The organism is Gordonia polyisoprenivorans (genome assembly GCF_017654315.1).
Lineage (GTDB): Bacteria > Actinomycetota > Actinomycetes > Mycobacteriales > Mycobacteriaceae > Gordonia > Gordonia polyisoprenivorans_A.
Genome location: NZ_CP072203.1, coordinates 834,436 through 853,886 on the forward strand (window position 1 = coordinate 834,436; position 19,451 = coordinate 853,886).

General features: G+C 67.3%; 19 protein-coding genes. 10 read left to right on the plus strand and 9 right to left on the minus strand.

Translation table 11 applies throughout. The features are described 5' to 3' along the window. Nucleotides 1-62 precede the first annotated feature (62 nt). On the minus strand, nt 63-521 hold the full coding sequence (locus J6U32_RS03815) for a DUF3224 domain-containing protein (protein ID WP_208793621.1): 459 nt from the start codon (nt 519-521) through the stop codon (nt 63-65). A 70-nt stretch (nt 522-591) separates the two neighbouring features. On the opposite strand from J6U32_RS03815, the gene J6U32_RS03820 reads away from it, so the two are divergent. After that, entirely contained in the window at nt 592-1,437 is an 846-nt protein-coding gene (locus J6U32_RS03820; protein ID WP_208793622.1) for a helix-turn-helix domain-containing protein, read from the plus strand. 82 nt (nt 1,438-1,519) lie between these two features. Next, nucleotides 1,520-2,392 (plus strand): alpha/beta fold hydrolase, encoded by an 873-nt coding sequence (locus J6U32_RS03825; protein ID WP_208793623.1) that lies wholly within the window; start codon nt 1,520-1,522, stop codon nt 2,390-2,392. Between the two features lie 364 nt (nt 2,393-2,756). Here the strand turns inward: J6U32_RS03825 and J6U32_RS03830 are convergent, their stop codons facing one another. Both J6U32_RS03830 and J6U32_RS03835 read right to left on the minus strand, forming a co-directional pair. Next, nucleotides 2,757-3,566 carry a hypothetical protein gene (locus tag J6U32_RS03830; RefSeq protein WP_208793624.1) on the minus strand — a complete coding sequence of 270 codons (810 nt, stop codon included), beginning with the start codon at nt 3,564-3,566 and terminating at the stop codon, nt 2,757-2,759. Nucleotides 3,567-3,696: 130 nt separating this feature from the next. After that, nucleotides 3,697-4,410, minus strand: coding sequence for a DUF6474 family protein (locus J6U32_RS03835; RefSeq protein WP_208793625.1), 714 nt, complete (start codon nt 4,408-4,410; stop codon nt 3,697-3,699). A gap of 170 nt (nt 4,411-4,580) precedes the next feature. Here J6U32_RS03835 and J6U32_RS03840 point away from each other — a divergent pair, with 170 nt between their 5' ends. Next, complete coding sequence (locus J6U32_RS03840; RefSeq protein ID WP_244332560.1) at nt 4,581-6,326, plus strand: TM0106 family RecB-like putative nuclease; 1,746 nt, start codon at nt 4,581-4,583, stop codon at nt 6,324-6,326. On the opposite strand, the gene J6U32_RS03845 is transcribed toward J6U32_RS03840, so the two are convergent. Then, entirely contained in the window at nt 6,255-7,007 is a 753-nt protein-coding gene (locus tag J6U32_RS03845; protein ID WP_208793626.1) for a hypothetical protein, read from the minus strand. The two genes, J6U32_RS03840 and J6U32_RS03845, sit on opposite strands and share 72 nt — an antisense overlap. A 307-nt stretch (nt 7,008-7,314) precedes the next feature. Here J6U32_RS03845 and J6U32_RS03850 point away from each other — a divergent pair, with 307 nt between their 5' ends. Genes J6U32_RS03850 through J6U32_RS03860 form a run of 3 tightly spaced genes read left to right on the plus strand, consistent with a single transcriptional unit; the run spans nt 7,315 to nt 9,699 of the window. Beyond that, on the plus strand, nt 7,315-7,875 hold the full coding sequence (locus J6U32_RS03850) for a helix-turn-helix transcriptional regulator (RefSeq protein ID WP_014358420.1): 561 nt from the start codon (nt 7,315-7,317) through the stop codon (nt 7,873-7,875). A 49-nt stretch (nt 7,876-7,924) separates the two neighbouring features. Further along, on the plus strand, nt 7,925-8,431 hold the full coding sequence (locus J6U32_RS03855) for a hypothetical protein (protein ID WP_014358421.1): 507 nt from the start codon (nt 7,925-7,927) through the stop codon (nt 8,429-8,431). After that, the gene (locus J6U32_RS03860; protein WP_208793627.1) at nt 8,431-9,699 is read left to right on the plus strand and encodes an MAB_1171c family putative transporter; all 1,269 of its coding nucleotides are present in this window, start codon (nt 8,431-8,433) and stop codon (nt 9,697-9,699) included. The genes J6U32_RS03855 and J6U32_RS03860 overlap by 1 nt, the downstream gene beginning before the upstream one ends. Nucleotides 9,700-9,724: 25 nt before the next feature. On the opposite strand, the gene J6U32_RS03865 is transcribed toward J6U32_RS03860, so the two are convergent. The 3 genes from J6U32_RS03865 to J6U32_RS03875 all read right to left on the minus strand — a co-directional run bounded on the left by J6U32_RS03865 (nt 9,725) and on the right by J6U32_RS03875 (nt 12,091). Next, nucleotides 9,725-10,495, minus strand: coding sequence for an SDR family NAD(P)-dependent oxidoreductase (locus J6U32_RS03865; RefSeq protein ID WP_208793628.1), 771 nt, complete (start codon nt 10,493-10,495; stop codon nt 9,725-9,727). 102 nt (nt 10,496-10,597) lie between these two features. Next, nucleotides 10,598-11,431 (minus strand): TMEM165/GDT1 family protein, encoded by an 834-nt coding sequence (locus J6U32_RS03870; RefSeq protein ID WP_208793629.1) that lies wholly within the window; start codon nt 11,429-11,431, stop codon nt 10,598-10,600. 138 nt (nt 11,432-11,569) lie between these two features. Then, nucleotides 11,570-12,091, minus strand: coding sequence for a hypothetical protein (locus tag J6U32_RS03875; protein ID WP_006369149.1), 522 nt, complete (start codon nt 12,089-12,091; stop codon nt 11,570-11,572). A 200-nt stretch (nt 12,092-12,291) separates the two neighbouring features. Here J6U32_RS03875 and J6U32_RS03880 point away from each other — a divergent pair, with 200 nt between their 5' ends. Both J6U32_RS03880 and J6U32_RS03885 read left to right on the plus strand, forming a co-directional pair. Then, nucleotides 12,292-14,481, plus strand: coding sequence for an ABC transporter ATP-binding protein (locus J6U32_RS03880; RefSeq protein WP_208793630.1), 2,190 nt, complete (start codon nt 12,292-12,294; stop codon nt 14,479-14,481). Then, nucleotides 14,478-15,227 carry an energy-coupling factor transporter transmembrane component T family protein gene (locus tag J6U32_RS03885; protein WP_208793631.1) on the plus strand — a complete coding sequence of 250 codons (750 nt, stop codon included), beginning with the start codon at nt 14,478-14,480 and terminating at the stop codon, nt 15,225-15,227. Before J6U32_RS03880 ends, J6U32_RS03885 begins: the two co-directional genes overlap by 4 nt. A 30-nt stretch (nt 15,228-15,257) precedes the next feature. On the opposite strand, the gene J6U32_RS03890 is transcribed toward J6U32_RS03885, so the two are convergent. Then, nucleotides 15,258-15,629: a hypothetical protein gene (locus J6U32_RS03890; protein WP_208793632.1), complete on the minus strand. Its 372-nt coding sequence runs from the start codon at nt 15,627-15,629 to the stop codon at nt 15,258-15,260. 663 nt (nt 15,630-16,292) lie between these two features. On the opposite strand from J6U32_RS03890, the gene J6U32_RS03895 reads away from it, so the two are divergent. Together J6U32_RS03895 and J6U32_RS03900 are read left to right on the plus strand one after the other, a co-directional pair. After that, complete coding sequence (locus tag J6U32_RS03895) at nt 16,293-16,721, plus strand: helix-turn-helix domain-containing protein (protein WP_425324103.1); 429 nt, start codon at nt 16,293-16,295, stop codon at nt 16,719-16,721. Further along, nucleotides 16,714-17,589 (plus strand): alpha/beta fold hydrolase, encoded by an 876-nt coding sequence (locus tag J6U32_RS03900; RefSeq protein WP_208793634.1) that lies wholly within the window; start codon nt 16,714-16,716, stop codon nt 17,587-17,589. Before J6U32_RS03895 ends, J6U32_RS03900 begins: the two co-directional genes overlap by 8 nt. 316 nt (nt 17,590-17,905) lie before the next feature. Here the strand turns inward: J6U32_RS03900 and J6U32_RS03905 are convergent, their stop codons facing one another. Beyond that, complete coding sequence (locus J6U32_RS03905; protein WP_244332562.1) at nt 17,906-19,378, minus strand: MFS transporter; 1,473 nt, start codon at nt 19,376-19,378, stop codon at nt 17,906-17,908. Between the last annotated feature and the right edge of the window lie 73 nt (nt 19,379-19,451).

Below are 19,451 nucleotides of genomic sequence, written 5' to 3' on the forward strand. Positions count from 1 at the left end.
GACCACGGCAGCCTCGACCGAATCGGTCGCGGCTGCCGTGCTGGTGGGCCCGGGTGGATTGCTCATTCCATCGTGTAGTGAAAGGTGATCGGGTAGCCGTCGTCGCTGTGGCCGGCCAGGTCGATCTCGGCGTGTCCGCGCATGGCTGCCAGACCGCCGGTGCCGAGGCCCTCGACGATCTCGACCGTCTCGTGCACGCCGGTGGCGTTGTGGAAACCGTTGTGCCGCAGCACGAGACTGCCCTCGTGGCCATCGATCGAACCCTCGAACGCCTCGAAGCCCGCAGTCGGGGCGTCGGCGCCCTCGATGTAGGTGAGCAGGTAGGCGAGGGTGCCCGTGCCCGTGACGTCACCCTGGTAGGAGTAGGCGACGTCGGCGCGGCTGAACCCCCGCGCCGGGTAGGTGACGCCGCTGATCTCGACGGTGCGGTCGTCGGTGGTGTAGATCTTCTCCTCGTTCCACGAGGTGACCTGGAATGTGGCTGTGACGGAGTTTGTCCGGGACGTCGATGAGGTGCTCATGGCTCCAGGGTGCGGTTGGGGTGCGGGTGTGGTCTTGTACAAACGCGACATCGGATCGACACTGGTTGTGATGAGCGAGGACGGAAACGAGGGCTTCACCACGCAGCCCGTGCTGGGCCGCGGGCCACGGGCGATCATCGGACCTGCCGCCGCGATGCCGTTCCGGGTGTCGCGTCTGCGTGCGCCTACCGATCTCGCTCGCTGGGTCGACTACTTCTGGATCGTGCGCTGGTCCACCGTCGAAATTCATGAGCAGCAGGTCATTCCGCAACCTGTGGTGCACGTCGCCGCCGAGGACGGCAGGCTCTGGGTGCATGGCGTGGGGGAGAGCCGGTTCTCGCGGACGCTCACCGACGATGGCCAGGTGTTCGGCATCGCCTTCCGTGCCGGTGGGTTTCGGGGGTTCCTCGACGGTCCGGTGAGTGCGTGGACCCGATCGGTGCGCACGGTGGCCGACGTGCTCGGCGTCGATGACCATGAGGTCGCGCGGCAACTCCTCGATCCGTCCGCGGGCGACGACGAGTTGGTGACGATCGCCGTCCGGTGGCTCGCCGAGCGTGATCCCGTCGACGACCCGGTGATCGATGAAGTCGCCGCGCTCGCCGAGGCGGCCGAACACGACCCGTCCATCACTCGTGCCGAGCAACTCGCCGCACAGGCGGGCGTGAGTTTGCGGACGTTGCAGCGGCAGTTCGGTGAGTACGTGGGCATCGGACCGAAGTGGGTCATCCAGCGGTTCCGGATGCTCGACGTCGCGGCCATCGCCAATGCGGGCGGAGACGTCGACTGGGCCGACACGGCGGTGCGCCTGGGATTCAGCGACCAATCGCATCTCACGCGCGCGTTCAGTCGCATCGTCGGGAAACCCCCGGCCACCTATGTCCGGACCGAGCGGACCGGGGGCAGTGAACGGTGAGCGGGTTCGATGAGCGCCGGACACGCTACTGTCGATCAGTGCGCTGCCGCCGGAACGACTTCGGCGGTCATGGACGGGAGGCATGATGACGGACGACGGCAATACCGGCGAGACCGGCCGGATCAGTGAATTCGGCAGGGACGGATGTGTTTTCGATGTGATCGACTCAGGCAATGTGGGGTCGGGGGAGGTGCCGGGCGCCGATATCCCGATCGTGTTGCTGCATGGATTCCCCGAGCGCGCCTCGTGCTGGAACCTGGTCACCCCGATCCTGAACGAACGCGGCTACCGCACTGTTGCCCCCGATCAGCGCGGATACTCCCCGCGGGCGCGTCCGGCCGCCGTCCGTGATTACCGGATCTCCGAGCTCGCCCGCGACGTCATCGCGCTGGCGGATGCACTTAATGCCCCGAAAATCCATCTGGTGGGCCATGATTGGGGATCGGGAGTGGCGTGGGCCGTCGCCGCCGATCATCCCGATCGCGTCGCCACGCTGACCGCACTCGCGGTTCCGCATCCGGGGGCCTATCTGCGCGCGATGCCGCGCGGCCAGCTGCTGCGGTCGTGGTACATGGGGGTGTTCCAGATCCCGGGATTCGCGGAATGGGCGCTGAGCAAAGGCATGTCCAACCCGCGGGCGGCACGTTTCGGTCCGCCCGGCTTCGCCGAGCAGCTGCAGGCCGACATCATCGACTACGGTGCACTGACCGGCGGACTCAACTGGTATCGCGCACTGAAGTACGGCGATCGTGGTCTGATGAACCGCAAGGTCACGGTGCCGACCACCCACATCTGGAGTGACGGCGACATCTACCTGTCCCGGGCCGGTGCCCGTGGTTGTGCCCAGATGGTGGATGCCCCTTACGATTTCATCGTCCTCGAAGGCGTCGACCACTGGATTCCGCAACGCCGCCCCGAGCAGGTGGCCGAGGCGATCCTCAATCGCATCGCCTGAGGAGCCGACGCCGCGGTGGGTGGAGCTCGTCTTCATGCGATGGTCGCGGTCGATACGAATATAACTTCCACCGGAGCGGGCATCCGACCCCGTTTTTCGGGGTTTTTGACCCAATTCGGTGGAAACTGTATTCGCGGTCGCGGCTCGCACCTCAACCAGCGGGGGGAAGCCTCCCATCCCGATGGTCGAGGTGTCGAGGAGCGCTAGCGACGAGCCTCGAGACCCCTTGTGCCGAAGGGATTCCGGGCCACGGGCGGCTTGCACCTCGACCAGCGGGGGGAACCTCCCATCCCGATGGTCGAGGTGTCGAGGAGCGCTACGCGGCGAGTAGGCACCAGAGACACCGAACCGCGGCCAGGGTCGGTCAGCTCCGCCGACGCCGAAGTACCTCGATGAGGAGCAGGAGGACGGCGAGTAGTCCGCCGCCGACGACGACCGGCACACGAACGGGATAGGGGAGTTCCGTGGGGGCGCCGGCGCGCAGCTGGGCGAAAGTGGCTCGCTGAGCATCGGATTCGGCGACGACGTCGACGATCGCCGTGCTGCCGGATTCCGCGGCGCTGTCGGATTCTGCGGACGCAGGCTGCTCGGAAGCCGAGGGGGTGGACGTCACGGCTTCGGTGGTGGGCTCGGCGGCCGCCGACTCGTCGAAGGGCAGTTCGGGTTCGATAGCGGCATGGGCCGGTGTCGGTTCCGGTGACGGGGGAGCCGACTTGGGTGGCGCCTTCTTGGCCGGCGCGGTACCCGCGCTCGGTGACGGCCGCTTGGTGGGCGGTGCCTTCTTCGCCGGCGCCTTCTTCACTGGGGCTTTCTCGGCGGTGGCCTTCTTCGGAGCGGACTTCTTCGCCGCGGCTTTCCTTGCCGGTGCCTTCTTCGCCGCGGCTTTCCTTGCCGGTGCCTTCTTCGCCGCGGCTTTCCTTGCCGGTGCCTTCTTCGCGGGGGTCTTCTTGGCCGCCGGCTTGTCGGTTGCGGCCTTGTCGGCGGCGGTTTCCTCGACGTCAGAGGTCTTCGGCGGGGCCTTCTTGGCGGGTGCTTTCTTCGCCGGGCTCTTCTTGGCGGCCTTCTTGGCCGGTGCGCTGTGACCGGCCGTGTCGGAGCCCGCCTCCGGTGCACCACTCCCGGCCGTCCGCCCGTCGGACGATGGGTGCGCCTTGTTCGGATCCGGGTCGGTCATGGTGCGGTCGCTCCCTCGCGTGTCGCTGACGTGGCGAAACCAATCCTAGACACGTGCACACACCGGACACGGACACCCCGGACACAGCACGACGCCGTCACCGGGTGCCGTTACCGGGCGCCCACGTCGCTCAGGACCGGACGCCGAGCCTGGCGAGGATGTCGGCGTCGATCGCGCCGAGTTCGTCCTCGATCGCGCGGTGCGTGGTGCGTCGCTGCCCCGTGGCCATCGCCTCGGCGGCGTCCACCGCGATGGCGAGGTTGTCCAGACGCTTGCCGATCGCGTCGACAAAGGCCTTGGCGTCGGCGGTGGTGTCCTGCGCGGCCACCTTGTCCAGGGAAGTGCGGGCGGTGGCGATCCGTGCGGCGAGGCTCGCACCGTGTCCGGAGAACTGGCGCAGCACATCCGGTGCGACGCCGACCCGCTCGGCCTGCATCGACGAGAGCCGACCCCGCGCGGCCACAGCGGCGCGATACACAACCGGCGCGACGATCGGTGCGACGAGCCGTCCGACCGTCAGATAGCGACGCACGCTCGCCGGGCTGTAGGGCTTGGCATCGGCGGCAGCCTTCGCCTTCGCGGCCACCGTCTTGGCCTCGGCCTGCGCGACCTTCACCTGCGCCTTGCTCGCCTTGCGGTCGGCCTTGGCGGCTTTCTTCGCAGTCTTCTGCTCGACCTTGAGCTCTTTGCCCCGCAGCTTGTGCTCCGCCTTGCGGCGTTCCTTGGCGGCCTTGCGGCGATCCTTGGATTCGAACTTTGCCTCGAGCTTCGCCTTGGCCTTCAGTGCTTTGGCCTCGGCTCGCCGTTCGGCACGGCTTCTACCGTCGGACGAGAACACACCCATCGGGGCACCTTTCGCTGGGACTGCCGAGTCTTTGTCCACCTGTACGAGTCCACCTACACGATCGCGACATGACGCGCGCAACCGCGATGGTGAACCCACCGACACAAGCATTACATAGGCTCGGAAACAGACTGTGACGGGCGATACCGCACAACCGGGGACAGCAGGAGGTGGCGACGACGGTGCCGAGCCTGCTGCATGCCCGTGACCTCGCCGGGTGCGAACATCGCCTCGCCCTGGATTCCGCGCACCCCGACATGGCCTGGGACCGTCCGCAGACGCCCGAGGCCGCGCGTCGCACCGAGGCTGCGGCGTTGCATCGGGATCGTGTTCGTGACCTGCTGCGTGCCATCCACAGCGACCAGGAGCCGAACACGTTCGTCACCGTCGGCCAGGGTTCGTCGGCACAGCGGGCGGCGCGGACGTTGCAGGCATGCGACGAGGGTGCGCACTGGATCTGGAATGCGACGCTGCCGATCGACCCCGACCGTGGTCGTCGGGGACATTCGGAACTTCTCGTCCGCGTCGACGACGGCTATCTCCCGATCATCGTGGTGAATCATCGGGCGTCGTATCCGGCCAAGCCGCGACGCGGTGCGCCCGCCGAGGGCACGGCGGCGCTACTGACCAGCCCGCTGTGGGGCTGGGTGCCTACCCCCGACCCACACCGCACGATCCGCAACCACCGTCGTGACCAGCTACGTCTGGCCCATCTGACCCAGATGCTGCTCGATGAGGGTCTGGCCCCGACGCGTGACGAACCGGACCTGTGCGCTGGCGTGATCGGCCTGGACATCGATTGCATCGTCGTGCACCGCATCGGAACGACGCTGCCCGACTACCGGTCGGTGTTCGAGCGGCGACAGGCCATCGCCGCGGGGTCGGTGCTGACCGCACCGCGCCGGGTCTCCGAGTGCCGCAGCTGCCCGTGGTGGGAGAGATGTGGTCCCGAACTCGAGGCGCGCCGCGACATCAGCCTCGTGGTCTCCTCGGGGCAGGCCGGCACCCTGACCGAGGCGGGAATCCGGACCGTCGACCAGCTCGCCCGCTACGAGGGGCCGGCGCCGCAGTCGTGGCCGTCGAACGTGGCCTTCGACGACGCCGTGGTCAACGCGATCGCCTGGCTCACCGACGTGCCCCTGGTGCGCCGGGTCGAGCGCCCCCTGGTGCAGCGGGCCGACGTGGAGGTCGACGTCGACATGGAGAGCTACGGCGAGGACGGCGCCTACCTGTGGGGCACGCTGCTCACCGACAACGTCGACCGCGACCGGCCGGTGCGCTATCGCCCGTTCGTCACCTGGCATCCGCTGCCAACCGCCGACGAGGCGCGCTCGTTCGCCGAGTTCTGGGCGTGGTTGAACGCCGAACGGCAGGCCGCGCACGAGAGCGGGAAAACCTTTGCCGCCTACTGCTATTCGCAGCAGGCCGAGAACCGGTGGTTACTCTCCTCGGCCGATCGGTTCGCCGGCGCACCGGGCATCCCCACCCGCGCCGAGATCCAGGCGTTCATCGATTCGTCCGAGTGGGTCGACATCTATGAGGCGGTGAGCGCGAATTTCGTGTGCCCGCAGGGCAAAGGCTTGAAGAAGGTCGCTCCCGTCGCCGGTTTCACCTGGCGCGACGACGAGGCCGGCGGCGCCGCGTCGATGGATTGGTACAAGGCGGCTGTCGCGCTGGGCACCACCGAACTCGATCTCTCCCAACGTGATCGGCTGTTGGCCTACAACGAGGACGACGTGCTCGCCACCAAGGTGTTGCGGGAATGGATGGACGGCGACTGGACCGATCCCGACCTCGCTCGGCGCGTCCCCTATCAAGAAGAGTTGCTGACCTTGCGTCGACGGTCAGAGGCGCGTCGAACGCAGGGCGTCGAGGAACGGCCCGGTGCCGACGAGCGCGACGGCGCCGAGCAATAGCAACAGGCCTGGCGAGATATCGCGGAAGAAGCCGCCGACGCCGGCGAGGGTGACTTTTGGTTCCGCGGCGGGTGCCGCCTGCGGAGCCGTCGTGACCGGCCGTGGTGTGGTGGCGCGCGGTGCGGGTGCGGCCGGCGCCGGAGAACCCGTCGGAGCGGAATTCGGTGTCGATCGGCCGGTGTGCGGAGCGGATGTCCCGGGAACCCCATCGGCTCCACCCGCACCTGCGGCAGGTGGTGCGACGGGCACGACCGGCGGCACCGGTGCGGCGGGTACCGCGGGTGCCGCGGGTGCGGGCGCGGTGGCCGTCGGCGCAGGCCGCTCACGCTGCGGATTCACCACGTTGCCCGTCGACGAGGTGGACGTCGACACGGTCGGTGGGGTGTAGGTAGGTGGGGTGTAGGTCGGGACCCCAGCGCTGCCGCCGCCCGACGGCGACGACCCCGACGGGGATGACGAGGACGATCCGGACGAACCAGGCGACTGGCTGCCGCTTCCGGTCGGCTGCGTATGTGAGCAGCAGGTGAACCAGATCCCGCCGCCGGTGGGGCCGGTCCCGCTCGGCGGCGAGGCAACGGCCACCCCGACCCCGGCGCCGACCATCAGCATCAATGTGGCGAGCAGCGTGAGTAACGGCACACCTCGATGCCGACGCGGCGTCGGTGTGCGGTGCCGTCCCATCGCTGGTCTCTCCTGCTGTCGTCGGGTGGATCTCCCGATTTCCGAGTGATCCATTACTGTTCGCACGGCCGTGTTTGCCTCGTATTCACCGATCTGTGACTGTAGGATCACAGACTGATCACGGCCAATGGACCCCTGTCACATTGACTGTGACCAACACCACAAAAGCTTCAGGAGTACTGGCTGTGCGGCTGAAGTAGATCCCGAGGACGCGGTCGTGCGAAGTTTGATGATAGCTGCCGTTGCGGAATCTCGGGTTTACGGTCTTTAATGTTTGCAAATGCAAGTTTCAGGTTTCGGAGAAGGTATGACGTCACGAGGCGATGAACGGCCCGCGGGTTCGACGACGGGGGCGATCGACAAAGACAAGCCGGTCGACACCGACCCCGGCCTGTTCGCGCGCAGATTGGAAGAGCTGTTCCGCACTGTGCCGGGGCCCAATGGCCGCGCGTACAGCGCCAAGGCGATCGCGGCGCGATCGACCGAGCGCGGATTCCGACTCGGCGAGTCCTACCTGAGCCAGTTGCGCTCGGGTAAGGCCAAGTCGCCGTCGTTTCGTACCGTCGAGGGGATCGCGGCCGCGTTCGGCGTGGACGTGCACTACTTCCTCGAGGATCGGGCGGCCCAGCGCACCCGGGACGAGATCGACCTGATGCGCCTGCAAGCCGACACGAACGTGCAGCTCGCGGCGTTCCGTCTGGCCGGTCTGTCCAGCGATTCGGTGACCGTGGTCAACGAGCTCATCAAGGTTCTGCGCGAGCAGCAGGGGCTGCCGAAGGATCCGCCGGATATCGTGGCAGCGGGGTTGACCGAAGAGCAGGCCGATGCGCGGCTGCGCGTCGTCGGCGGCAAGGAGATCGAGGACTGATCTCCGTCGTCGCCGCGGACCCGCTCCGCCACGACGAGGAGGATGTCCCATGCGCAGTTCGCGCGAGATGTGGTCGCTGTGCCGCTCGGTACTCGCCCCGCTCGACCTCGATCTGCCGCTCGACGTCGATCAGCTCTGCGACCGCTTCGGTGAACGCAGGGGACGGCCGATCCGCCTCATCGCGCATCCGCTTCCGGCGGGGGTGCCCAATGGGGTGTGGCTGGCCGCCGAAGACGCCGACTACTTCTTCCACCAGGTCAACACCACGCGCTGGCATCGCGATCAGATCGTCATCCACGAGTTCGCGCATCTCATCGCCGGTCATCAGATGCTTGCGAGCATGCCGGAAGTGCTCGCCGGGCTCAGCGCCGCTGACGCCGACTCGTCACTGCGCGGCACCTGCTACGACGACGACCGCGAACGTGAGGCCGAGACCCTGGCATCGATGATCCTCACGTGGGCGGCCAAGGCCAGCGACGGCGTCGGGCACAGTTCCGCCGACCCGGAGATCCGCGGGCTGCAGCGCCTTCTCGGAGGCCACAAGGGGTGGCTGTGATGTCGGTGCATCCGTTGGCCGCCGAGGTCCTCGCCACGCGATGGCTGACGGCGCCGGCAGTGATCAATGTGCTCGCGCTGGTCATCTTCGCCGCGGCGTTGTGCTGGCGGATCGACCAACTTCGTCGGCACGGCGGTGGCTTGCAGGCCTTCGCCATGACGGTGGCGGTCACGGCGTTGACCCTGGCCTTCGTCGTCGACAACGACTCGGTCGCGCACACCCTCGACGACTGGTTGTTCGCCGGGTCTTCGAGGGTCGTCCTCTATGGTCTGCTGGCGCTGGGAGTGGCCGCCTTGATCATCGTGTTCTTCTATCCCGGACGCTCGGTGACCCGTGAGCGGCGTGCCGGCGTCGAGGCCATCCCACTCGTCGCGGCACTGATCGGGCTGCAGGTGAGCCTGTCGTTCGTGCCCGAGGAGATGCGCGATGCGTCACTGAGTCAATGGACGCTGACCAACTGGGGTTATGCGCTGTTCTATCTGATCGCCTGCGGCTATCTGGCGTATGGGTTCTTCGCCTGCGTGCGCAGCGTCGCCAAGTATGTGACGCACGCCGACGGGTACATGCGCACCGCGCTGATCCTGCTGATCGCCGGGCTGGGACTGCTGGCGATCGGCTCGGTCGTGCAGATCGTCTACGTGCTCGGCAACGCGACCGGCGTGATCGACGCGTCGTGGCTGTTGACCACCAGCCGATGGCTCGAGGTGCTCGGTGTCGTCGGGTTCCTGTTCGGTATCAGTTTCCCGATGCTGCGTTCGAAGTGGCAGGGACTCACCGCGAATCGTCGGCGCCGTCGGGCCGCGCAGGACCTGTTGCCGCTGTGGGATCTGGTGACCGACGCCGTCCCCGAGGTGGTCCTGCCTGATCCCGGGCGCATGTCGCCGACGGCGCTGCTGCATCGCCGGGTGGTCGAGATCCGCGACGCCCTCGCGCAATTGAGCCCGTTCCTCTCCGACGCCTTCGACTACGCGGGTATCGACGTGCGCGCCGGGATGGTGCGGATGGCGGTCGAGCGGCGCAAGGCAGAGGGGGTTCGATCGGGGGCGGTGCGCGCCCTGCTGCCCGCTCTCGATGACGGTCTCGAGGGCGACGCGGCCCCGCTGCTCGAACTGTCTGCGGCGGTCGCGGCGCTGCCCGACATCGACGCCGACGACGCGGACACCGACTGCGCCGATATCGACGACACCGACGCGCCCAAGGAGCCGAAACGCTTTCTCCAGGAAGAAGATTCAGAGGAACATCCCCGGGGCCGGCACGTCGCCCGTTGACCGGCCCCGAGGGTCGAACAAGTCCTCAGCGCGGCGCCATGCGCAGTGCGCCGTCCATCCGGATCGTCTCGCCGTTGAGGTAGTCGTGGGCGACGATGAACTCGGCGAGTTGGGCGTACTCGTCGGGTTCGCCGAGACGCTGCGGGAACGGGATGCCCTCGGCGAGGGTCTTCTGGAACTCCGGGGTGATCCCGGCGAGCATCGGGGTCTTGATGGTGCCCGGCGCGATCGTGCACACGCGCACGCCCACCTGGGCGAGATCGCGGGCGGCCGAGATCGTCATCGCATGGACACCGCCCTTGGATGCGGCGTAGGCGATCTGACCGATCTGACCCTCGAACGCGGCCACCGACGCGGTGTTGATGATGACGCCACGTGCACCGTCATCGCCGACCGCCGGCTCCTGCTGCATCCGATTGGCGGCCAACCGCATCACGTTGAACGTGCCGATGAGGTTGATGTCGATGATCTTGCGGAACAGGTCGAGATCGTGCGGGCCCTTCTTGCTGAGGATGCGCGACGCCCAGCCAACACCGGCGCAGTTGACCGCCACACGCAGCGGAGCGCCCGACCCGGCGATGGTGTCGATGGCTGCCGACACCTCGTCCTCGCTGGTGACGTCGGTGGCGATGAAGCTCACACCGCCCGGGGCACCGTCGGCGGTGGCCTTGTCGATACCCGCCTGCAGATCGAGGCCGAAGACCTCGGCGCCGTCCGCGGCGAAGCGGGCCGCGGTGGCCGCACCGAGGCCGGAGGCGGCGCCGGTGACGATGACGGAGGAGCCGGAGACGTCCATCGTTTCATGTCCTTTCGGGTCCGGCCTGAGGTCAAACACCCCTGGCCGATCGTTCGTTCGGTGTTTTCCCCGAACACCCTAGGACATGTCGAGGCCGACCGGCTATCGGGACCCGTCGGTCCGACTCGGCTGATCGGGTGTGTGATCAACCACGTGCTGTTCGGACCCCTGCTCCCGCTGCTCGTCCACCCGCTGCTCGTCCACCTGCTGATCGGAGCCCTGCTGATCGGGCACCGCGTTCTGATCGGACACCGCGTTCGCTTCGTTCGCCCGGCGACGCCGGTGGACGTGGCGGATGTAGACCGAGCCGACGCCGATGAGCACGACCACTGCGGAGATGGTCCCGATGACGACCGGGGTACTCGCCGCCGTGAGGCCCTCGAACAGCAGCCAGCCGGCGAAGACGAAGAACAGCACCGCGGCACCGAGGGAGATGACGCGCTCGGGCAGATGCTTGCCGAGCAGCATGCCCACCACGATCGCCAGGGCGTCGGCGGCGACCATGCCGATCGTCGAGCCGATCCACACGCCGACCCAGTCGTTGTCGGTGGCCAGGGTGATCGTCGCGAGCATCGTCTTGTCGCCGAGTTCGGCGAGGAAGAACGACGACATCACGGCGAGGAAGACCGAGGTGCCGACGCGATCGGCCTTGGTCTTCTCGTCGTCGTCGAGGTCGTCGCCGCGCAGTGTCCACAGGCCGAAGATCAGCATGGCCAGGCCGCCGCAGATCGAGAGCATGTCCGACGGGATCGACAGACCCAGGAAATGGCCGAAGAACACCGACACCGCGTGAACGGCGGTGGTCGCCACGGTGATGGCGGCGAGGACGATCCACCACTTGTAGCGCAGCGCGTAGGTCATGGCCATCAGCTGCGACTTGTCGCCGAGTTCGGCGACGAAGATCACGCCGAAGCTCAGAAGGAGGGCAGCAATCATGACGGCCACGTTAGCCATACCTCAGTGCCGCCCGCAACGTCTCGCGCAGCCGTATTTCCGCAGGTAGGGGGCTCAAAATCGAAAGTTTGGGTACCCTTAAAAATCGATCCGGCCGGCGGCGCGGAAGGCTTGGGCGGCTTACGCTGCGAGAAGCATCGCCAGCACCGCGGTGTCCGGGTCGGCGCCCGGGTCGATTCCGACCTGATTGCGCAGGTTCACCACTGTTCCGTCGGCCTCGGCCTCGGCCCACCCGGCGCGGTGCTCGAGGCCGAGTTCGGGCAGTCCGGGCAACAGCACGCACCCCGAGGCCACCTGCGAGCACTCCGGCAGCGACGGACGGGTCCGTGAGGGCGGGTGCAGCATCAACAGGGCGGGCGGATTGGTGAGAAAGCGCCCGGCCTCCAAGAAGCTGTCGTCGACCACGTTGCCGACGGCGACCATCATCCCGACGGCGTCGTCGGCGGCCTCCTCCGGGCGTTCCTCGACGACGCCGAAGATCGTGGTGGTCGGCAAGAACCCGGGTCGGCAGGCGATGCGGACCGAGGCCACCAGGGTCTGGGTCCATTCGAGGGTCGATTCCGGCCAGCGGCCGGAGATGAGGATGCCGTTGAGTTCGCCTTCCTGGTGAACCGGCGTGAGTCCGATCGCGGTGGACTGCATGGTGACTCCCTCCTGGCGAGGTATTACCTGAACCGGCCGGCGAACAACCGGTGAAAAAAATATCCACCCTTCCCAGCGCCGCGACAACTCGAATCACCGGGATGTGACGGTACTTTTACACTTCGCGTTCACAGCCTGGTGCGGACCCTGTGCGCCGACGCCGCGGCAGGCTGCCCAGCACGTCCAGGCACACTGGTGGGGTGCGAAGAAAGACCGAGACACCTTCGGCGGGGAAGCCGAGTGCACCCCGCGGACCGCTGCGCCCGGTCGAAATAGCCTCGATCGCGATCTTCGGCGGGCTGGCCGTGGCCGCCGTCGTCATCGCCGCGGTCATCCCACTCGCCAGCGCGGTGCGCGTACTGGCCCCGGTGCCGCTCGCCCTGATCGCCGCCCGGACGCGCCCGCGCGCCACCGTCGCGGCGGCGGTCGCGACCACCGGGGTGGCCTTCGCGATGGCCGGCAGCGGTGCCGCGTTGTCGGTGTTCGGCTCGGCGGTCCTCGGCGGCATCATCGGCGAACTCAAGCGACGCGGCCGTGGCGTGCCGGCGATGCTGGCCGCGGCCACCATCGTGGCGCCCGTCGTGGCCGCGGTGACCGTGCTGATCCTGCTGATCCTCAAGCCCCTGCGCGAGCTGGTGCTGGCCGCGTTATCCAACTCGCTCGAGGGCGCGGCCCGCTGGATCGGGAAGATCCCCTCGATCGGGGACGGAATTGCCCACGGGATCAACAGCTTCCGCACCAGCATCGTCGACTGGTGGTGGCTGTGGATCCTGGTGTCGGGTGCGGTCGGCACCTTCCTCACCATCGTCGTGGCCTGGTGGATTCTGGGTGCGGTGATCGAACGGCTCTCCGACGTGCCCAGCGAGGACACCCTCGACGCCGGGGACGCAGAGCTCACCGTCGGTGACGACACCGTCATCGCCCCGTTGCCGATGACCCTGCGCGGCGTCGAGTTCTCCTACGAGCCGGACGGGCGGCGCATCCTGCGCGGCATCGACATGACCATCGATCCGGGCGAGTTCATCGCCGTCGTCGGCGCCAACGGATCGGGCAAGTCGACGCTGGCCAAGATCCTGGCCGGACGACGCCCGTCGGCGGGCGCCCTGACCCGCCCGGGTGCTGCGGGCCTCGGCCGCCTCGGCGGCACCGCCATGGTGTTGCAGCGCCCGGAGACGCAGATGCTGGGCTCCCGGGTCGCCGACGACGTCGTCTGGGGTCTGCCCGCGGGCGCCGACGTCGACGTCGAGGCGCTGCTCGCCGAGGTGGGACTGGCCGGCCTCGGCGAACGTGAGACCTCGGATCTGTCCGGCGGGCAACAGCAGCGCCTGGCCATCGCCGGGGCGCTTGCCCGTGATCCCGCGCTACTCATCGCCGACGAGGTGACCTCGATGGTCGACCCGCAGGGCCGCGAGGAGATCATGGCACTGCTCACCGCCCTGCCGCGGACCCGCGGCGTCGCCGTCGTGTTGATCACCCACCGTGCCTCGGAGGCCGCGGCCGCCGACCGCGTCGTGCACATCGTCGACGGCCGGGTGGTCCCCGGGTCGCCGACGTGGTTTCCCGCCACCGGACCGGGCGGCGAGACGCGACCGGAGGCCGTCGGCGAGACCCACGCGATCGGCCACCGCGCGCCGCTGTTGCGGCTGACCGACGTCGGGCACACCTACCTCGCGGGTTCGCCGTGGGAGGTGCGGGCCCTGAGCGCGGTGTCGCTGACGGTCGATCGCGGTGACGGTCTGCTGATCGTCGGTGGAAACGGTTCGGGGAAAACAACTCTCGCGTGGATCATGGCCGGACTGATCGCGCCGTCGGAGGGCACGTGCGAACTCGCCGAGGACGGTGACTGGGCGAAGGTCACCGGCAAGGTCGGTGAGGTGGGGCTGGCCTTCCAGCACGCGCGTCTGCAGATCCAGAAGCAGAACGTCGGCGAGGAGATCATGGCCGCCGGCGGCGAGAAGGTCGGTACCGCCGAGGTGGCGCGGGCCCTGGAGTCGGTGGGTCTGCCGCGCTCGATCGCCGCCGCCCGCACCGACTCGCTCTCGGGCGGTCAGATGCGCCGGGTGGTGCTCGCCGGTCTGCTGGCCCGCCGGCCGGAGGTACTCGTCCTCGATGAGCCGCTGGCCGGACTCGACCCCGGGGCCCGCACCGAGGTCATCGGCGTGCTCGCCGGGTTACGGCGTGCGGGGATGACGATCGTGATCATCTCCCACGACTTCACGTCCCTCGGCGAGGTCTGCGATCGTCGCGTCCATCTGGTGCGCGGTGTCCTCACCGAAGGCGGCACCGACCACGTCGACGACGGTCCCGCACTCGACATCGGCCCGCACGAGCCCGAGGTGACCGACGCCGCCCGGCCGACGCTGTTCCGCGGAAAGAGGTCTCACGAATGACGATGCGTACGGTGCCTTTACGTCAGGTGCCCGGCGACTCGGTGATCCACCGGCTCTGGGCGGGCACAAAGCTCCTCGTGGTTCTCGTGCTCAGCGTGATGACCTGGGTGTTGCCGTCGTGGCCGGCACTCGGCATGGTTGCCGCGGTGCTGGTGATCACCGCACTGATCGCCGGCATTCCGTTGGGCGCGATCCCACGGCCGCCGTGGTGGTTCTGGGGGCTGCTGCTCATCGGGGCGGCCGTCAACGCCGCGGTCAGTGTTGCCGCGGTGGTCGTGTTCGCGCGGGCCACCGCGTTGGGCCTGGTGCTGGTCGCCACCTCCATCCTGGTCATCTGGACGACGCCGCTGGCCGACGTCGCGCCCGCGATCGCGACGTTGATGCGCCCACTGCGATGGCTGCGGCTGCCCGTCGACGAGTGGGCCGTCTCGATCGCCCTGTGCCTACGTGGCCTGCCGATGCTCATCGAGGAGCTACGTCTGCTGCGCGCGGCACACCGGCTGCGACCGACCGCGCCCGCCGACTCCGGACACCCGGCCGCCGAGATGGGCATCATCGACATGGTGGTCGCGGCGATGAGTTCGGCACTACGCCGTGCCGAGGAGATGGCCGAGGCGATCACCGCGCGCGGCGGCACCGGCCGCCTCACCGCCTACCCGTCCCGACCGCATCGGCGGGACTGGGTGGTGCTCGGCATCGTTGCCGTCGCCTGCGCCGGGGCGATCACGGCGACAGTGATGCTCTGATCGCCCCGCCCCGGGCGCAGGTGGATCCGATCAGTTGGGGCACTGGGCGGTGAAATGCCAGACCGTGCTTTCCGAATCTGTGGAAACCCGCACAGTGACTACCGAGGAAGAGCCCCGCGGTACCGCGACTCTGATGCTTCCCGAGCCCAGTCCCGAAAGAGGTCGATTGAATTTGTTCGCCGATTCAGAACCGCGCCATCCAGTGGTGGCGATCAGCTTGTTCTCGTAGATCACATCGAACTTGTCCGGTTCTTTCTCGGCGTCGAAGTTCAGCACGAACGACGTGGGGCCGGTCCGACCGATGCTCTTGGGGAAACTCTGCGGTTCGGCGGCGGACACCAATTGCGGCGCCATCCGACAGTTGGCGCGTCGCGCGCTCGACACCCGGCTCGAAGCGTACATGGGGTCGGCCTGCCGGGAGATCGTCGTCGGCCGGCTATCGGCGTGTGTCTGGCCATGCCTATGTTGCTGGCCAGATCCCCGTGGAGCCGGAGGGTCGCGGCGGCGTGCGGGTCATCCACATGTGGTTCGAGCAGAGGCGTCACGATGTCCTCGCCGAGTGCGATGCGGGCCTGGCTCAGGCTGAGCTGGACGGCGCGGTCACCACGTCCGAGGTGATTGACGAGCGCCTCGCCCCAGGGCGGAGGCTCCGCGGCGGGCACGGTGGCGACTGCGGCGCGCCACGCGGTCCGCGCGACCTCGTCGTCGGTGTTCGGGATGGACGCGACCACGGCCGAGTGCGTGGATACGTCCGCGATCTTCGACAGTGTGTGCAGAGCCTGGCTTCGCGCCTGGGGCGTGCCGCGCTCAACCTCGGTGAGGAGACGCGGCACGACCGCGTCGACGGGGAGTCGGGTGAGCGGCCCACGTGATCATGTCGCGGACGAAGAAGTCCGGTTCGACCACGCACTGCGCGTGGAGGGGCGTCGAGATCGGCAAGGCAAAGGTCTGCCGACGTGCCGACGGCGAGGACGGCTTGCGGCCGTGCCGAGAACGATGCGGTGTCGAGGCCGCGCTGGTGGGATCAATATGTGCGTTCATAGTTGTTTGTGTCAGTATATGTCTGTGCACGACTTGTTGAGCGTTGACGATGTGGCGGACCTTTTGCAGCTCCGCCCTCGCACCATCCGCGGGTACATCCGTTCGGGTCGGCTGCGAGCGACTCGGATCGGCAAGCAGTACCGCATCCAACTCGAGGACCTCGAACTAATGGGCCGGCCGGGGCCGTCCCCGACTGCGCGCTCGGCCGGCCTCTCCGGTGATGAAGCGACGGCCTCCGCAACCGTGGTTGTTCGGATTGAGGCCGCCGACCGCCGCCAGGAAGAACGCGTGTTCACGCTGTTGAACGTCGTCGGCGGGGCTTCAGGGCTGACGCTTCAGGTCGCCCGCATCCCAGGGAATAGTGCACTGCAGGTCGTGGCAACCGGGTCCCTCGACAAAGCGCTGGACATCCTGGCCCGCATCAGCAACGCGATGGAGGCCACCCGTGAGTGACGACCACCGGTTTCGCAACGCCGAAGGCGCAGCCGAACTCCGACGCATGTACGACGCCCTCATCGACGAGCACCTGCCCCACGTCGTCCGGCATGCCATCCCGACCACGATCGGACCTATTGGCGTGATCACTGCTGGTGCGAGCGACGGCATCCCGGTCGTCCTGCTGCACGGTTCAGGAGCAACAGCACTTTCCTGGGCCTCCACAATCGTCGGATTATCGGACGAATATCGCGTCCACGCGGTCGACCTGCCTGGTGAGCCCGGACCGAGCACCTCAACCCGCGTACCGTTCAGGGCGAACGAGCAAGCGGACTGGTCAGCACAAGTTGTGCGCGCGCTGGCCGGCCAACCCGCCATCGTCGTGGGTGTCTCGATCGGCGGCTGGATCGCGACCGCCCTAGCAGCCCGCAACCCCGAACTCGTAGCTCATCTCGTCCTCCAGTCAGCGAGCGGATTCGCACGCCGGCGGATGCTTCCGCTCGTTCTCGCCGGCGTACTCACCTCGCTCGGTGAGCGGGGGCGCCGGTCTGCCCTCACATATCTCACCGGACCCCACGCTTCCGCGCCGGAGCGTACGCCGCTACAGCGAGACCTCGACGCCTTCGCGCTCCGGACATTCACGTACTTCAGGCCACGCACCGACCTCCTTCCCGAACACGACAGCACGGACCTCGAGCGGATCCGCGCACAGGTAAGCGCTGCGTACGGGGCACGCGACCGGATGCTCGATGCCCGAGCCGCAGTCGGACGAATTCGACGTCTGCTGCCGACGGCGACCGTCGAGCTTCGACCCGGCGTCGGCCACTTGATCGGTGACCAGGCCGCGCTGACCCGCAAACAGATCAGCAGCTCGCACGACCACTGATCTCCATCCACAGAGTCGTACCGCAAACCAACAGTTCGACGGTTTACGGTGGATGACGATCGAGTCCACAGCACTGCGTCGCACAACGACCGCAGCCTGAGCGGGCCACACTTCTCAGGGTTTCGCGGACTCAGGCCCAGTGCCGACCAACTCTCATGTCTTCCTGTATTACTCTCACCCTTGCTCTGGATCGGACGAACATTTCGTCGATGGTGACTAAACTAGCTGTGCTGCAACACTGTTCGCCGACAATGTCGCGTTACGTTCCAGCAGTCTACGCAAGCTGATGCTTCGCGCGAAGCGATCGGTTCGTGTTTCACCGTGACGTCAGCATGTGTTCGGGGCGCTGGATGAGAAGCCATGCTCCAACGGCTGCGGTGGCGTAGGCGACGCCGATCACCAGGAAGGACACGGCTGCGGCGCTGTTCCAGTCGTTGGCGCTGCTGAGGATGACGCTCATGATTGCGATTCCTACGAGGGTGCCGATTTGTCGGTTGGCGTTGAGCACTGAGCCGGCGACGTTGGCGTGCTCGGTTCCTGCTGAGTCGACGAGTGCTGCGGTCATGCCTGGAGAGATGATTCCGGCCCCGATATTCGCGATGCCGACGGCCAGCGCCAGCAGCCAGTATGGCATCGAGGACGATACGGTGATCATCGTCAGTGATGCCACCGCCGCAATCACCAGAAACAGCGTCAACATCGCCCCGTTGGAGAATTTGGCGGAGATCCTGGAGTAGACGAGGTTGCCCAATGGGAACCAAATAGTCATGGGAAGTAGTTGCAGTCCTGCTTCGAACGGGGTGGCTCCGCGGGCGTGCTGCAGGTAGAGCGCGAGCATGAACATGCTGCCGTAGAGCGCGAGGTTGAACAGGAAACCGACGGAGTTGGCGCCGGTAAAAGCTTTGCGGCGGAACAATTCCCACGGCATCACTAGATCAACGACCCTCCGCTCGTACCCGATGAGCACCGCTGCGGCGATGATCAGGACGATGTAGGCGGTCAGGACCGGTCCGGACACCCAGCCGCGGCGCGGCCCTTCAATCAGCGCGAAACTCAACGCCGCCAGTGCTGCGATCCACAGACCGTGTCCGGGGACTGCGATTCGGATCTCGCGCCCTGCGGCGGGCGCGATGTAACGCATCGTCAGGACGATGCCGAGGATTCCGACCGGCAGGTTGATCAGGAAGATGCTTTGCCAACCGAACAGTCCGACGAGTAGTCCGCCGATGGTGGGTCCCAGCCCAGCTGCGGTGGCCACGATCGCTGACCAAAGACCGAGCATCTTTGTGCGCAGCCGTTTTTCAGGGAAGGCGAAAACCAGTAGCGACAGTGAGCTGGGCATGAACAATGCCGCACCGGCACCCTGGACCAGGCGGGCGGCGATCAGGACACCAGCGCTGGGCGACAGCGCACAGGCCAGTGACGCGACGAAGAATACGACCATGCCCGAGATGTAGAGCCTTCTGGCTCCCAACCTGTTGGCCAGGGCGCCGCCGAGCATCAGCAGTGATGCGAAGGTCAGGACATAGCCGTCGATGATCCAGGTGAGCTCGCCGAGCGAGGCGCCAAGGTACTGCTGAATGTCGGCGCCGGCAACGTTGACGACAGTGACGTCGAGAGAGGCCATGACGAAACCAGCGGCGAGCGCGGCCAGGATGAGTCCAGCTCGCGCTGCGGGTTTGGCTACTGCCGAGTCGGTCGATAGTGGCGGAGCGCCACACTTTGAGGGTGTCATCGATTTCTCCGTGACGGGCATCGTTTGTGGACGGTCTAGACCGCGGAGCTGCATGAGCCGGCGGTTGCAGGGCGATATCGATCTCGTCGAGCCCCGTCAGTAGGGGTCGCGGTCCCATTGGAGCACC

Excerpts from the sequence above, each read along its gene's own strand:
- J6U32_RS03815 (WP_208793621.1), bottom strand. The coding sequence starts at position 521 with ATGAGCACCTCATCGACGTCCCGGACAAACTCCGTCACAGCCACATTC.
- J6U32_RS03820 (WP_208793622.1), top strand. The coding sequence starts at position 592 with ATGAGCGAGGACGGAAACGAGGGCTTCACCACGCAGCCCGTGCTGGGC.
- J6U32_RS03825 (WP_208793623.1), top strand. The coding sequence starts at position 1,520 with ATGATGACGGACGACGGCAATACCGGCGAGACCGGCCGGATCAGTGAA.
- J6U32_RS03830 (WP_208793624.1), bottom strand. The coding sequence starts at position 3,566 with ATGACCGACCCGGATCCGAACAAGGCGCACCCATCGTCCGACGGGCGG.
- J6U32_RS03835 (WP_208793625.1), bottom strand. The coding sequence starts at position 4,410 with ATGGGTGTGTTCTCGTCCGACGGTAGAAGCCGTGCCGAACGGCGAGCC.
- J6U32_RS03845 (WP_208793626.1), bottom strand. The coding sequence starts at position 7,007 with ATGGGACGGCACCGCACACCGACGCCGCGTCGGCATCGAGGTGTGCCG.
- J6U32_RS03850 (WP_014358420.1), top strand. The coding sequence starts at position 7,315 with ATGACGTCACGAGGCGATGAACGGCCCGCGGGTTCGACGACGGGGGCG.
- J6U32_RS03855 (WP_014358421.1), top strand. The coding sequence starts at position 7,925 with ATGCGCAGTTCGCGCGAGATGTGGTCGCTGTGCCGCTCGGTACTCGCC.
- J6U32_RS03860 (WP_208793627.1), top strand. The coding sequence starts at position 8,431 with ATGTCGGTGCATCCGTTGGCCGCCGAGGTCCTCGCCACGCGATGGCTG.
- J6U32_RS03865 (WP_208793628.1), bottom strand. The coding sequence starts at position 10,495 with ATGGACGTCTCCGGCTCCTCCGTCATCGTCACCGGCGCCGCCTCCGGC.
- J6U32_RS03870 (WP_208793629.1), bottom strand. The coding sequence starts at position 11,431 with ATGATTGCTGCCCTCCTTCTGAGCTTCGGCGTGATCTTCGTCGCCGAA.
- J6U32_RS03875 (WP_006369149.1), bottom strand. The coding sequence starts at position 12,091 with ATGCAGTCCACCGCGATCGGACTCACGCCGGTTCACCAGGAAGGCGAA.
- J6U32_RS03885 (WP_208793631.1), top strand. The coding sequence starts at position 14,478 with ATGACGATGCGTACGGTGCCTTTACGTCAGGTGCCCGGCGACTCGGTG.
- J6U32_RS03890 (WP_208793632.1), bottom strand. The coding sequence starts at position 15,629 with ATGTACGCTTCGAGCCGGGTGTCGAGCGCGCGACGCGCCAACTGTCGG.
- J6U32_RS03905 (WP_244332562.1), bottom strand. The coding sequence starts at position 19,378 with ATGCAGCTCCGCGGTCTAGACCGTCCACAAACGATGCCCGTCACGGAG.